This is a genomic window from Psychromonas sp. Urea-02u-13 (assembly GCF_002835995.1).
Lineage (GTDB): Bacteria > Pseudomonadota > Gammaproteobacteria > Enterobacterales > Psychromonadaceae > Psychromonas.
Genome location: NZ_PJBZ01000035.1, coordinates 34792 through 49217, shown reverse-complemented (window position 1 = coordinate 49217; position 14426 = coordinate 34792). Strand labels below are relative to the sequence as shown.

Sequence of the window (14426 nt, the reverse complement as noted above, 5' to 3'; positions counted from 1 at the left end):
GATATAAGCTGATTAATACCTTATTAATCAGCTTTTGAGGAATAAAAATGCAATCACAATTTGAACCACTTATCTGTACAAAACGCATTGATGAAACCGCGGATACAACCACCTTTGAATTTAAAAAACTAGATGATGGGCTGTTTGAGTATAAAGCAGGGCAGTTTCTTACCTTTGAAGTCGATGTTGCAGGAGAGGTGGAATACCGCGCTTATTCTCTTTCTTCAACCCCTTCAAAACCTGAGTCTGTTGCGGTAACCATTAAACGTGTAGCAGGCGGTAAGGTGTCTAATTATCTATTAGATCATCTACAGGCGGGAATCGCTTTACCAGTAATGGCACCTGCTGGTGAGTTTACGATTGAAAATAACCAAGTTACGCCGGATATTTTGTTAATGAGTGCAGGTAGTGGCATTACCCCCTGTATGTCGATGGCACGTTGGTTATTGGATACCGAGCAAAAAGTTAACATTCACTTCATCTATAGCGCACGTAGTGAAACTGATATTATTATGTTCAGTGAGTTAGAGTCGTTAAATCAACAGCATAATAACTTTCAGCTATCGTTTATTTTAGAAGAAACTGATAACTGTGAATTTATTGCAGGGCGATTAGATGTTATCAATTTCACTCAATTAGTCAGTGATGTTGCAGGAAAAACTATTTTTACCTGTGGACCAACGGCTTATATGCAAGTGGTTGAATCATTGGCTGAGTCGCGTGGTTTTGATATGGATCTTTTCCATAAAGAGAGCTTCGTGCCTGAAGTAGTTGAAGAGCCTGAACAGAGTGATAATGGTGTTAAATACCAAGTGGTTGCACCGCAATATGGTAAGAGCTTTACGATAAATGCGGGTAAAACACTGTTGGATGCGTTGGAAGAAGCGGGCGTGCCTATCATTGGTGCTTGTCGTTCTGGTGTATGTGGATCGTGTAAATGCAAAGTAACGGGTAATGTTGAAAGCTCAAGCAGTGCGACATTAAGCGCAGAGCAAATACAACAAGGTTACGTTTTGAGTTGTAGTAGTAAAGTAACTTCAGATGCAGTTGTTGAACTGTAATTAGTTGTTGAGTTGTAATTAGTTAAGCAGAATAAAATAGGGCTAACGATTAGTTTATAGTTAGCCCTTCAATTAATGACTAAAGCAATTACTCAACTAATAAAGCAAACTGTTCAAGCTGTTCATTAACGCTATCTAAGCTTTGTTGCCAAAATTCAGGTTGACGAATATCCATTCCTAAATGTTTTTCAACCAGTTGCTCTGCACTCATTCGGCCAGTGTCGAGCAATAATGCTTTGTAATCTTTATAAAAGCTGGCCCCTTTTTTCTCACGTTGTGCATAAACACCAATACTAAATAGATAACCAAATAAGTAAGGGTAGTTATAAAAGCTGACCGACGAGATACTAAAGTGTAATTTGCTGGCCCAAAACATCTCATTACTCTGTTTTGAACAATCGCCATACCAATCAGTCCAGGTTTTATCCATTAATTCACTTAGCTGTTCAGGTGTAAATTCACCTTCGCTACGTTGCTTATAAAAGGCTTTCTCAAATTCAAAACGCACAGGAATATTAATAATCAGCGCTAATGCAGATTGTGCTTCTTCCCATAACATAAGACGTTTATCGTGATCTGATTTTGCCTTTTCCATTAACGCATCACGCACTACATTTTCAGCAAAAATAGAGGCGGTTTCAGCGAGTGTCATTGGGTAGCTACTTTGTGCAACCGGCAACTCTTTCATTACCCAGTTATGGAAGGCATGACCAAGCTCATGAGCCAGGGTAATCAAATCTGACATACTGCCTCCCCAAGTCATAAAGACTAACGGCGTACGGGTGTCTGCAAATTTGCTACAAAAAGCACCTAAGCGTTTGTTATTTTGTGGCGCTGCATCAATTAGTTTGTTGGCGACCATCATATCCACAAACTCGCCCATCTCTTCGTCGATACCTGCAAATGCATCACGAATTATAATAATGGCTTCATCAAAGCTATATTGGCTGGCAACCTCTCCTTCAACCGCTGGCATCGCGGCGAGTTCATCCCAAGGATCTAGCGTTGGCGTTTTAAACATTTTTGCCATTAATAACCCGGCTTTTTGACCAACATGACGATTGTCATAAGCAACTTGCATCAATGCTTCAAGGGTTTGTTTTTCGATGCGACTATTGTGTAAAGAGGGATCTAAGAAATCTACCTTTTGGGTATGGCTGCGTTTTTCATATTCGCTTAAACGACTACCTGCTAAGGCATTTAAAATAGCGGCGATACTTTGCTGGTGGGTTTTCATCACCGCTTTAATGGCTTTCCAAGCGGGTTCTCTACGTTGTTGGTCTGCGCCATATAAAAGGCTAGCTGCACTGGCAAGGCCGATTGTTTCCTGTGTACCATCTGCTAGGTTTAAAGTGACCTCTAGCGTGCCGGTTAAATTATTATATAAACGCCCCCATGCATTACGTCCATCCACATTCATCGCGCTAAGAAGTTGCTCCTCTTTAACGCTTAAACGTTGTGACTTTAATGATCTTTGTTGCTCAAGCTGGAATTGAAAACTGTGTAATTCGCCGGTTTGTTGATTACCGCTGAGTAGGCTTACAAATTGTGGTGCATCGAGATTAATAATTTTGTCTTGGTAAGGGCTAAAACTCTGCGCCAGTTTAGCGCCTAGTGCATCCATACGTACCGCTAAGTTTTTTGCCTCAGGATCTTGTGCATCCACAGCGCTTCGACAACCTGCATAACTGCTTATTGTTGCAAGCGTCACGCTACTCTTTTGCAATAAACACAAGGCATTTTGTAATGTTTCGATAGCATAACTTTGAGCGCTATTTAAGTCGCTAATCGCTGCTTCAATGGACTCGATATCTTGGTCTATTTTAGGATCGCTTAGATTAAGGTAAGCAATACTGAGATCCCAGCTTGGTGCGCTCATGGTGTGTATCCTTGTAATAAAGTGATAAATAATGAGGGCTTAGCTGATCGTTGCTTCCCCAAATTAAGACTTCCTGCAGTAAAGCACATTATAAATGCAGTGCAAAGTGCTGTAATAAAAGACCGCGTCTCATTTGCGCTGTTGAGCAAAGTATATTTTCGTTTCAACAGCTCTGACTTGATGTTTTTATGCCATAACTTGTGACTGTAGCTTGATGTCTGCGGTGCGGATTCCTGATCCTCGCTTGGAGCGTAATAAAAAATTCAGATGTTAGAAGGGGAATTACCTTCACCGATTAATCCGCCATCAGGCTGTGTATTTAGAACACGTTGCCCCTTAGCGGAGGAAAAGTGTGCGCAGGCTAAACCTAATTTACAAGGAGATACGCAACACGCAGTGGCTTGTTTTAAAGCGTAATATAAATAAGTAGTACTTATCTATCTGCTTAAAGACCCAAATTTTATTGGTGCTCTTTAAGCATTTTTACCTCTTCTGCTCGCGTTTGCGATAATGCCGTTGCAATCAATCCCGTCGGCACGGCGACTATGCCTAATCCCACCATTAATACAAAAAAGGTAAACACTCTTCCGCCTACCGTAACAGGGTACATATCGCCATAACCAACAGTCGTCAGTGTTGTTAAAGCCCACCATAAACTATGGAAAATAGACTGAAATTGTTCAGGTTGTGCAGGATTTTCAAAGTAGTAGATACCAACAGCCGACAAATAGAGCATGATTAATGCAACAAAACCAAACAGTAACATCTCCTCTTTTACCAAGATAAATGCTCGCTTGAAACGTGACAATGCTTTGCTGTATTTAAAGAGTTTAAAGATGCGTAATAAGCGCAGTAAACGAAATGTACGCACAGTACGTAAATCTACGCCTAAAGCCAGGTAAAACGGTAAAACAGCCAGTAAATCGATGAGGCCATAAAAGCTGAAAATATAGGCAAGGCGTTTCTTCGCAACATAAACCCGCAAAAGGTATTCGACGCTAAATATCAACACAATCACTATCTCAGCAAGTCGCAGGTAAGCATGTTCTGAAACCGATAAATTAGGCAGCGTCTCTAATGAAAAAGTGACCAATGAAAGAATAATCAATGCCTGTATAGAAAGCGCAAAGAGTCGGCCCATTTTGGTATTACTGTTATGTACCAGCGCATGCAATTTATGTTTAGAAAGCAATGAATAATCCTTTTCGAGGTGAAGGTTAAGTATACGTAATCTAGTGAATAAATCACATAACCTCATCGTGGCCACTTTCAAATAGTGGGTTGATCTTTTATAGGTCATGAACTATTTCAATTTAATCATACTCAGTTTGTGAACTGTGATTAGATTGGCAGAATATGTCACAAACAATTGCTAATATTTCATTTTATTTATTTGATTCTTCTTTGAGAAGAAAAGGAGATAACTTGTTTTCATTCCTTATGGCCGATTTTAATCTGCTTTATTCCTGTGCGTTATTCTTTGTCATTGGTTTAGCCTTGCTAGAAGGGCTGGGCCTACTGATTGGTTTAAGTCTCGCGAGTGCGCTAGATGATCTATTGTCGATTGATTTGGACGTAGATGCAAATGTAACACTTTCGTCGGGCGGGTTAAGTGCGCTATTAGGTTGGCTTTATGTGTTCCGCTTGCCCTTTTTAGTGTGGTTATTACTATTTTTAACGAGCTTTGGCATTGCTGGTTTATCGGTTAATTACATCGTAGCGCTACCTACTTTATTGAGTTTTCCTATTGCTTTGGTGATCGCCATTTTTAGCTGTCGAATTTTAGGTAAACAAATTGCGACTATCATGCCTAAAAACGAAAGCTCGGCGATTTCATCGAATTCATTCTCTGGAAAAGTAGCCACTATCACGGTAGGGAAGGCACGTAAAGGCAGTGCTGCAGAGGCGGTATTACATGATGAATTTAACCAAAAACATTACCTGTTAGTGGAACCTGAGCAACAAGGGCAAGAATTCGTTCAAGGCACACAAGTTGTGCTGGTAGAAAAAATAAAAAGCAGTTGGTTAGCGATCGAATTTAAAACTTTGTAAGCACTAACTAAATACATTCTTATAAATTACATCACATCAAACTTAATTAAGGAACAACACTCCAATGGATTTTCTTTTTGATCAAAACATGCAGTTCATCTTATTCATGGTCGCAATTGTCTTTATTGCTTTCTTAACCATGGCGATTATCTTTGCCAAACTCTATACCCGTGCAACCAAAGAAATTGCTTTTGTACGAACCGGTATGGGTGGCGAAAAAGTGGTTAAAGATGGCGGTGCCATTGTACTGCCCGTTATTCACGAAACGATTCCCGTCAATATGAATACCTTACGTATCGAAGTTGAGAAGATACAAAAAGATGCGCTCATTACCAAAGATAGAATGCGTGTTGATGTTAAATCAGACTTTTATTTACGTGTCGCGCCACATTCAGAGGGTATATCAATGGCCGCGCAAACCTTGGGAACACGTACGATGCGTGTTGAAGAGCTTAAAGCGTTAATGGAATCTAAGTTTGTAGATGTATTACGTGCTGTTGCCGCCGAAATGACCATGATTGAGATGCATGAGCAGCGTTCTGAATTTGTGCAAAAAGTACAACAAAGTGTGGCTAACGATCTGGAGAAAAATGGTCTGGAATTAGAATCCGTTTCATTAACCGGTTTTGACCAAACAGAGCTTAAATACTTTAACGAAAATAATGCCTTTGATGCCGAGGGTCGTGCACGTTTAACCCAGATCATTGAAAGAAAACGTAAAGAAACCAATGACATTGAGCAAGAGAGTCGTATTTTAATTGAGCAACGAAACTTAGAAGCTGAGAAGTTATCACTCACCATTAAAAAAGAAACGGAAGAAGCTGAGTTAGTGCAAGAACAGGCATTAGAGTTTAAACGTGCAGAGCAGAAAGCCGCTATTGTTAAGCAACGTGAGTTAAGCGAACAAGAGGAGCGCCAAGCTGAAATTTCCAAGCAACGTGCCATTGAAGTATCAGAGATTGAAAAGTCTCGTCATATCGAGTCACAAGAGATTGAAAAAAACAAAACCTTAGAGCAAGCAAAGATTCAACAACAGCGTGATATTGAAGTTTCTGAGCAAGATAAGCGTATTGCAATTGCTGAAAAATCAGAAGAAGAATCAGCAGCCCGTGCCAAAGCTGCTGATGCAGAAAAAGATAAAGTAGAAAAAGAGGAAGCGGTTATTACTGCGCAGGAGGTAGCGCAAGCTAATCGTAGCAAAGAGATTGAAGTGATTGATGCAAGAAAAGAAGCAGAAAGAGAAGCAGTAGGGATCACGGTACAAGCCCAAGCTGATAAACAAGCTGCACAAGATAGAGCCTCTGCAGTATTGATTGAAGCAAAAGCGAGCGCCGATGCTAAAAAACTTCAAGCTGAAGCGGATGCGCAAGTTTATGCAGTAGAAGCGGAAGGTAAGCGTGCTTTGTATGAAGCTGAGAATAGTTTGCGTGATGAGCAAGTTGAATTGCAAAAATCATTAGCGATTTTAAAAGTCTTACCAGAAGTGGTCGCAAACTCTGTGAAACCTTTAGAAAATATCGAAGGCATTAAAATATTACAAGGTTATGGCGCTGGTGGCTCAACAATGGCAACAGGTACTGCCGGTGTATCGGCAAATGGCGGATTAGCAGAGCAAATTACCGGTGCCGCCTTAAGTTATAGAGCACAAGCGCCTATGGTTGATGCGATGATAAGAGAGTTAGGGTTAGTGGATAACAAAGAGGGGACATTGAATGATCTGCTAACAGGTAACCATAGCTTGATAAAAGATGCCTTAGATATTACAGACTCAGCACCGGCAGCTACGACTAATGGTAAAATTAACGGTAATAACGGCAGTGTTAATACACAAGCACTGTAAGTAAGCCCTTCTTTATCAGTGATAATACAAAATAGCCCTGCATGATTAGGTTAACGCCTAATTGTGCGGGGCTATTTCGTTTATTGTATTTTAGTTAATTATATTTTAGTTAATTGTGCTTTAGCTAATTGGCACACCACTGTGGAATTTGAAATCACTATCGGGTGTTGAAATTAGCTCTGCTTCGACTTCACCAAATAGTTTTATACGATCGCTAATATCATGCCCTGCGACTTGTTCCGCTAGCGCTAAATAATCTTGGTAATGACGCGCTTCAGAGCGTAATAAAGAGATATAAAATTTGTTTAATTGTGCATCCAGAAAAGGGGCTATTTTAGCGAAACGTTCACAAGAGCGTGCTTCAATATAAGCGCCACAAATCAGCTTGTCAATTAAGGTATCTGGCTCATGGGTTGTCACGTGAGATAACAGGCCTTTGGCATAACGGCTCGAATCGATAAAACCCAGTTTAATCCCACGTTGCTCGATAATTTCTACCACTTGATAGAAGTGATGCAGTTCTTCTTTAATCAATAACACCATCTTATCAACCAAATCTTGCGCGTAGGGGCTATCTTTTCTTACTTCAATTTTTTTAGACAGGCCACTGATATTAGCCAGCTGTTGTAAATCACCTTGTTGACGAAATACATAATCCTGATAAGGCTGTAGCCACGCTAATAAGGCTTTGCCTGTTTCTTTATCTACCGCGTATCGACGAATTAAAAACATCGCCGTTTGCGCTGCTTTTAATTCACAGATCATATGATCAATAAGCAATCCATTGAGGTTTTCAGGTTGCTTCGCTTTTTCTATCCAAGCATCGGGTGTTGCACAATGTAAAAACTGTTCAATGGGGGCAAGTAGATTTTGCAAATTAGGCTCTTAGTATTGGGGTCTAGAGGATATTATATTGATTAATGAAAGTACCCGCTATGATTAATCTCAAGAGAACTCCCAGATGTGAATTCGAATATAATGACAAAGCCTAGGGTGATATCTAGAGGCAAGTTTATAGTGTCAATAGAGTCACGATTTCCTCATTTAAGCCTCTCTCTCTCTATGACTAAACATAAAACCACTACATGAAACAGATAAACGTATTTATCTAACCTTGGGAAACAGTGTAAAGTAGATATGAAGTGTCGCGATTCAGGTCAGGATAAACAATGAAATTAGAAAAAGTCCCATTAAGTGCATTAAATGGTGTCGGCATTAAAATGTCCGAACGATTAGAGAAGATCGGCTTATTCAGTGTGGCTGATCTCTTGTTTCACCTGCCGTTACACTATCAAGATAGAACCTCTATTTATCCCATCGGTGAATTAAAAGATGGCATGCAAGTGAGCGTGCAAGGGCGCGTCATGAGCTGTAATGTGCAGATGGGTAAGCGCCGTATTCTAAAATGCCAGATAGGTGATGAAACAGGTAGGGTGACACTTAACTTTTTTAATTTTAATGCCTCGCAAAAAAATAGCTTCAAAGAAGGGCAACTGATCAAGTGTTTTGGTGAGTTCAAGCGTGGCTATCAAGGGTTTGAGATAACCCATCCAGATTATGCTTTGATTGAGCAACGCGAAACGGCTCAAGCGGAAGAAAAGCTAACCCCTATTTATCCAACCACCGAAGGGTTGAAACAAAACGGTCTACGTAAACTTGCGATGCAAGCCATAGAGATGTTAAAGCAAAATAGCATCGATGAATTGTTACCCACACAGTTACTGAGTCATCCAATCAGTTTACAAGATGCGCTTTTTTATCTGCATCAACCTCCGCCTGACGCCAACATTGAACAACTTGAGAATAAAACGCATCCAGCACAACAGCGTCTCATTATTGAAGAGTTAATTGCACAGCAGTTAAGTATGCTTTCAATGCGTGCGAGTGCGCAGGCACAACAGTCGGTCACCATTGATGGCGCGCACTTATTGCATGAGAAGTTATTAGCGAACTTAGGGTTTGCACCTACTAATGCACAATCGAGAGTCGCAAAAGAGATTCAAGAAGACTTACAACAAGCACACCCTATGATGCGTCTAGTACAAGGGGATGTAGGTTCAGGTAAAACGCTGGTGGCGGCATTTGCAGCCTTAAGTGCGATTGAAGCAGGTTATCAAGTTGCGCTAATGGCACCTACTGAGTTATTGGCAGAACAGCATTATATTAATTTTCAGAAATGGTTTGGGCCACTGGGTATTCGTGTTGGTATGTTATCGGGCAAGATGAGAGTTAAAGAGAAACGCTCACAAACCGAAGATATACAACTTGGTCTCTCGAAAATGGTGGTAGGTACACACGCGCTATTTTCGGATAACGTTATTTTTAATAAATTAGCGTTAATCATTGTTGATGAGCAACATCGTTTTGGTGTGCATCAACGTTTAGCATTACGTGAAAAAGGCTTATCGACTGGTTTTGCGCCACACCAATTGACTATGACAGCCACTCCAATCCCAAGAACACTTGCAATGACTGCCTACGCAGATTTAAAAGTCTCGGTGATTGATGAGTTACCACCGGGGCGTACACCCGTACAAACCGTCGCATTACCTGATACACGTCGAGACGATATTATTAAACGTGTTTATCAGTCCTGTAAAAATGAAGGCAGGCAGGTTTACTGGGTGTGTACATTAATCGAAGAGTCCGAGGTCTTAGAGTGTCAAGCGGCTGAAGATACGGCTAATAATTTACAGCTTAGTCTGCCTGATTTACGTATTGGCTTAGTACATGGGCGTATGAAGGGTAATGAGAAACAATATGTGATGGATGCCTTTAAAGCCGGGGAGTTAGATTTGCTGGTGGCAACAACGGTGATTGAAGTGGGTGTTGATGTGCCTAATGCTAGTTTAATGATTATTGAGAACCCTGAACGTTTAGGGCTTTCGCAGTTACATCAGCTTCGAGGACGAGTTGGTCGTGGTAGTGTGGCGAGTCATTGTGTACTACTGTATAAAAACCCACTCTCACAAACTGCCAAGAAACGCCTACAAATATTGCGTGAAAGTAATGACGGTTTTTATATCTCTGAGCAAGATTTATTGATTCGCGGGCCGGGTGAACTGTTAGGTACAAAACAAACCGGTGTTGCACAATTTAAAATTGCCGATCTACTGCGTGATCAACATCTTGTGCCGTATTCCTTGCAGTTGGCTCAACAGCTAATGACTGAACAACCTGAGTTAATTCCTGCACTAACCAACCGCTGGTTAGGTGAAAGTGAACAGTATGCGCATGCTTAATATGAAACGCTGTGTGATTATATTATTGGCTTTGTTTAGCCTTATGGGCATCGCCGTAGGTAGTTCGGTCTACTTTTTGAATGTTAACGATTATGCTGGATGGATAAGTCAGCAGATTAAGCGATCTACGGGTTACGATGTTCGCTTTGAAGGTTTTGAAAATAATTGGTTAACGGATAGCAGTATATCGTTATCGGGTTTATCGCTATATCAGCATCAACAGCGCGTCTTATACATAAACAGGCTTGAGCTAAAAGTAGACAAGTTAGACTTGTGGCAACGCCAATTAGAGATAGCCAGTATTAGAATTAATGGCGTGGAGCTTGAAGCGAATACATCTTTGTTACTTGCAAGTAATCATAAAGCTAGCAGCCAAGTTAGCAGTAGTACGAGTACCCAAATAACGGCTTTACAAAGTGTTAGCTGGGAAAGATTACACATAACAAAACTTGAAGTAACAGGGCTTAATGCATCACTACAAAGTGAGATTAACAGTCTGACCTTAAAAGAGACGGATATTAGCGTTAATGATTTACTGTTGATCGACAACAGTCAGTTACAACAAATACCCAAATCTGTTGATTTAGCGACTAAAATTAGTTTTTTAAAGGTTAGTGATAGCAAAAACAATCTTACTTTAAGCAATTTACAATTATCAGTTAATGCTTTCTTATTCGCTCGGCAGGGTAGGTTAAACGTAGAGGTTGATGAGGTGTTAGTTGAGAGTGAGAAGCAACCTATCTTGAAGCTTGAGTCTTTGGCTTTACAGTTAGCGCTACAAAAGAATAAATTATTATTGAAGCCATTTTCTGTTAATGCGTTTTCGGGAAAACTAGCCTTACAAGCAGAAGCCGACTTAGCGATTAACTTTCTTCCTCAGCCTGCAATCAAAGTGAGCAAGGTAACGTTAGTGTCACTACTGGCTGAGAATATGCAATTAACAGTCCCTGAATTTTTACTATCAAACTCAGCATCTCATTCACTTCCAAATTCAGCATCTAATTTACAACCTAATTCATCATCAAATAGCGCTTCATTACCCATTGAAACATTGCTAATAAAAAATGCGCAATTGAAAAATATAAGTGTAAGCAGTGAGGCTGAAAAATTACCGTTAACATTAAAGTCCATGGATGTTCAGGTTCATGATTTATATGTCATTAAGGGTCATCAGTGGCTAGATCCTATTCAATATACGCAGCAAGCAGGTGTTTTTTCGCTGGGGTTTGAATACTTACAGTGGCAAGCGCTACAGGTAGAGAAATTTACCACTGCAGGTAGCCTAAATGAGGGCGATCAATCGGTGCGTTTTTTAAAGCAAATTTTAGTAGATTAATCTCCGTTTTTAATAGATATTGCGAATTGTCTTTTTATGTAAAAGATTGTTTTTTATTTCCAGCTAAGCTGGCATTTTACTAAATTTAAAGGAACCACAACACTCAATGACACTTCTCATTACCTACCTCGTTTTAGCTATTGGTATTTCGTTTGTATGCTCTATTTTAGAAGCGGTATTATTATCAGTAACCCCTACTTATATTGCCCTGATAAAAGATAAAAAACCACGTGAAGCAAAAATGCTAACCAAGATGAAATCGCAACTGGATCAGTCTATTTCAAGTATTTTAATCTTAAACACATTTGCCCATACCATGGGCGCAGCAGGCGTTGGTGGGCAGGCCGTACGTATATACGGAGAGCAATGGGAAACATTAATCGCAGTATTGTTGACCCTCGCTATTCTTTATTTCTCTGAGATTATCCCAAAAACACTGGGTGCCACTTTTTGGAAACAACTGGCGATACCGTCTGCTTATGTGATTGCCGTGTTAATCAAAATTGTATTCCCATTAGTGTGGTTATCAACACGTCTCACAAGGCTCTTTAGTGGTAATAAAAAAGATTCAATTAGCCGTGAAGAGGTGCTTGCCTTTACTGCACTTGGTTATAAAGAGGGCGCGATTGCGACGCAAGAAAACAAGCTGGTTGAAAATATTTTAAAGCTCAGAGACGCCAAAGCCAAAGATATTTTAACACCTCGCACCGTTGTGCATGCTTTGTCTGATGAGTGCACGGTTAAACAAGCTTTAGAGGCTGATCAAACCAAACATTTCACCCGTATTCCGGTATATCAAAACACTATTGATGAGATAACTGGCATGGTGATTAAAGGGCAGTTATTCGAATGGGAGCGACAAGGTAAAGGTGATACGTTATTAAGCGAATTACAAATGCCATTGCATCGGATTTCTGAAAACTATCCGGTGTTAAATCTGTTAGACCTGTTTATTAAGCGTCATGAACAACAGTTTTTAGTGGAAGACCGCTTTGGTCAAACTGCAGGTGTGGTGACACTAGAAGATGCGGTGGAAACATTACTGGGCCGAGAGATTGTTGATGAAAGTGATAACATAGAGGATTTACAAAAATTCGCTAAGCAAAGTTATCGTGAGCGTTTACGTAATAAAAAGTAAATGATATTGGTTATTAATATCATTGGGTGTTATGTTTCATTTTTACATTAAATTGGAATGTCTCACTATGATGGATAAAAGAATAATCAGCTTGTTTGCAGGTACATTGTTCGGCATTGGTGCAATTGCAGTGATGATGGGCATCATTGGAGTGTGCAGTTGGTTTATGATGCACTTACTTATTTTTGAAGTGTAATTTCATAATATTGTGACGAGGTTAAAAAACACACTAACATTTTTTGTTACACTGCACTCCTTTTTTAACATCCAAGGAATTTTATGATTGAAAATAACTTTGCAATAACGGCTACTTTCATCGCTTATTTGGGGCTGATGCTATATATCGGTTATTACGCTTATCAGCGTACCGCTAATTCATCTGACTATTTTCTAGGTGGTCGTAATCTAGGTCCTTGGCCTGCGGCACTTTCTGCCGGCGCCTCTGATATGAGTGGTTGGTTATTACTAGGTTTGCCGGGTTACGCATATGCAGCTGGTATGGAGTCATTATGGCTTGCTGGTGGTCTGTTAATCGGAACATGGGCAAACTGGTTAGTTTCTGCAAAACGTTTACGTACTTACAGTATCACGACAGATAATGCGCTAACACTTCCAGCGTACATTTCTCGTCGCTTCAATGATAAAACTAAATTAGTACAATCTATTGCGGCCTTCTTCATTCTGATGTTTTTCCTTTTTTACACTAGTGCTGGCCTTGTTGCAGGCGGTAAATTATTTGAAACTGTATTTGGTCTAAATTACACCTATGCGGTTATTATCGGCGCGGTTTGTGTGGTTTCTTATACCTTATTTGGTGGTTTCTTAGCGGTATCATGGACCGATTTAGTGCAAGGTCTGTTAATGTCTGCTGCTTTATTAATTGTTCCAATTGCAGCTATGCAAGGTGGTTTTGAGCAATTAACTGCTGATTTAACAGCGATTAATCCTGAGTTATTGACGATGTGGAATGGCATGGATGGACAACCTCTGTCTTGGATTGCCATTGTTTCACTTGTTGCATGGGGCTTAGGTTACTTTGGACAGCCACATATTTTGGCGCGTTTTAAAGCGACTCGTAGTAACAAAGACCTAACTAAGGCACGCCGTATTGCGGTTGTCTGGACTGCGTTATCAATGTTTGGTGCGGTATTAGTTGGTTTGGTTGGCCTGATTTATGTTCAAGGTAACGTAGCTGAAGGGCTTGCTGATGGTGAAAAAATATTCATGTTATTAGTGAATGCTATTTTCCACCCTGTGATTGCAGGTATTTTATTAGCTGCTATTTTAGCCGCGATTATGAGTACTGCTGATTCTCAGTTATTAGTTTCCTCTTCTGCTTTGGCTGAAGATTTCTATAAACAGTTTATTAAACCAGATGCGACACCTGAGCAAGTTATGCTAGTTGGGCGTATCGGTGTGATTGCACTTTCGTTGCTGGCATTATTTTTAGCGATGAGCCCTGATAGTTCTGTATTAGGACTGGTTTCTTATGCTTGGGCTGGTTTTGGCGCTGCATTTGGTCCGGTTATCATACTGAGCTTATATTGGAAACGAATGAACCGAAATGGTGCATTGGCAGGTATTTTAGTGGGTGGTATTACCATTGTTGTTTGGAAGCAGTTAAGCGGTGGGCTTTTCGATTTATACGAAATCGTACCGGGTATACTCTTCGCAACCATTGCGATTGTAGTCGCAAGTTTAGCCTCTAAAGAACCAGAGCAAGTGATTGTTGATCAATATGCACAGTTCGAAAAGAACCTTGTTGAATTTGATTAATATTATCTCGCTTTAATGGTGCAAATGGCTTGCGAGTCATTTGCACTTTTTCCAAACTTTTTCATTTTTATTTATTACTGTCCCATATCTTCTTTGCCATAA

At 40.2% G+C, this 14426-nt stretch carries 12 protein-coding genes; 9 read left to right on the top strand and 3 right to left on the bottom strand.

The window, feature by feature from the left end:
* The first annotated feature begins 47 nt into the window (after positions 1-47).
* Positions 48-1061: a hybrid-cluster NAD(P)-dependent oxidoreductase gene (locus CXF74_RS00715; protein ID WP_101080485.1), complete on the top strand. Its 1014-nt coding sequence runs from the start codon at positions 48-50 to the stop codon at positions 1059-1061.
* Positions 1062-1149: 88 nt separating this feature from the next.
* Here the strand turns inward: CXF74_RS00715 and CXF74_RS00710 are convergent, their stop codons facing one another.
* The gene (locus tag CXF74_RS00710) at positions 1150-2940 is read right to left on the bottom strand and encodes a M3 family oligoendopeptidase (RefSeq protein WP_101080484.1); all 1791 of its coding nucleotides are present in this window, start codon (positions 2938-2940) and stop codon (positions 1150-1152) included.
* Positions 2941-3207: 267 nt separating this feature from the next.
* Here CXF74_RS00710 and CXF74_RS00705 point away from each other — a divergent pair, with 267 nt between their 5' ends.
* Positions 3208-3357: an oligopeptide/dipeptide ABC transporter ATP-binding protein gene (locus CXF74_RS00705; protein WP_198552742.1), complete on the top strand. Its 150-nt coding sequence runs from the start codon at positions 3208-3210 to the stop codon at positions 3355-3357.
* Between the two features lie 43 nt (positions 3358-3400).
* Here the strand turns inward: CXF74_RS00705 and CXF74_RS00700 are convergent, their stop codons facing one another.
* The gene (locus tag CXF74_RS00700; RefSeq protein ID WP_232772398.1) at positions 3401-4132 is read right to left on the bottom strand and encodes an ion transporter; all 732 of its coding nucleotides are present in this window, start codon (positions 4130-4132) and stop codon (positions 3401-3403) included.
* A gap of 233 nt (positions 4133-4365) precedes the next feature.
* Between CXF74_RS00700 and CXF74_RS00695 the strand changes: the two genes are divergently transcribed.
* Positions 4366-4992: an OB-fold-containig protein gene (locus CXF74_RS00695; protein ID WP_101080543.1), complete on the top strand. Its 627-nt coding sequence runs from the start codon at positions 4366-4368 to the stop codon at positions 4990-4992.
* A 64-nt stretch (positions 4993-5056) separates the two neighbouring features.
* Positions 5057-6832 carry a flotillin family protein gene (locus CXF74_RS00690; RefSeq protein ID WP_101080482.1) on the top strand — a complete coding sequence of 592 codons (1776 nt, stop codon included), beginning with the start codon at positions 5057-5059 and terminating at the stop codon, positions 6830-6832.
* A gap of 120 nt (positions 6833-6952) precedes the next feature.
* Here CXF74_RS00690 and miaE read toward each other — a convergent pair whose 3' ends face one another.
* On the bottom strand, positions 6953-7708 hold the full coding sequence (gene miaE, locus CXF74_RS00685; protein ID WP_101080481.1) for a tRNA isopentenyl-2-thiomethyl-A-37 hydroxylase MiaE: 756 nt from the start codon (positions 7706-7708) through the stop codon (positions 6953-6955).
* Positions 7709-8001: 293 nt separating this feature from the next.
* Here miaE and recG point away from each other — a divergent pair, with 293 nt between their 5' ends.
* From recG to putP, 5 genes are all read left to right on the top strand, one after another.
* Positions 8002-10074: an ATP-dependent DNA helicase RecG gene (gene recG / locus CXF74_RS00680; protein WP_101080480.1), complete on the top strand. Its 2073-nt coding sequence runs from the start codon at positions 8002-8004 to the stop codon at positions 10072-10074.
* Entirely contained in the window at positions 10061-11410 is a 1350-nt protein-coding gene (locus CXF74_RS00675) for a hypothetical protein (RefSeq protein WP_101080479.1), read from the top strand. The genes recG and CXF74_RS00675 overlap by 14 nt, the downstream gene beginning before the upstream one ends.
* Positions 11411-11516: 106 nt before the next feature.
* Entirely contained in the window at positions 11517-12548 is a 1032-nt protein-coding gene (locus tag CXF74_RS00670; RefSeq protein ID WP_101080478.1) for a CNNM domain-containing protein, read from the top strand.
* Positions 12549-12615: 67 nt separating this feature from the next.
* On the top strand, positions 12616-12744 hold the full coding sequence (locus CXF74_RS22780) for a hypothetical protein (RefSeq protein ID WP_269800753.1): 129 nt from the start codon (positions 12616-12618) through the stop codon (positions 12742-12744).
* An 83-nt stretch (positions 12745-12827) separates the two neighbouring features.
* Entirely contained in the window at positions 12828-14324 is a 1497-nt protein-coding gene (gene putP, locus CXF74_RS00665; RefSeq protein ID WP_101080477.1) for a sodium/proline symporter PutP, read from the top strand.
* Positions 14325-14426 lie beyond the last annotated feature (102 nt).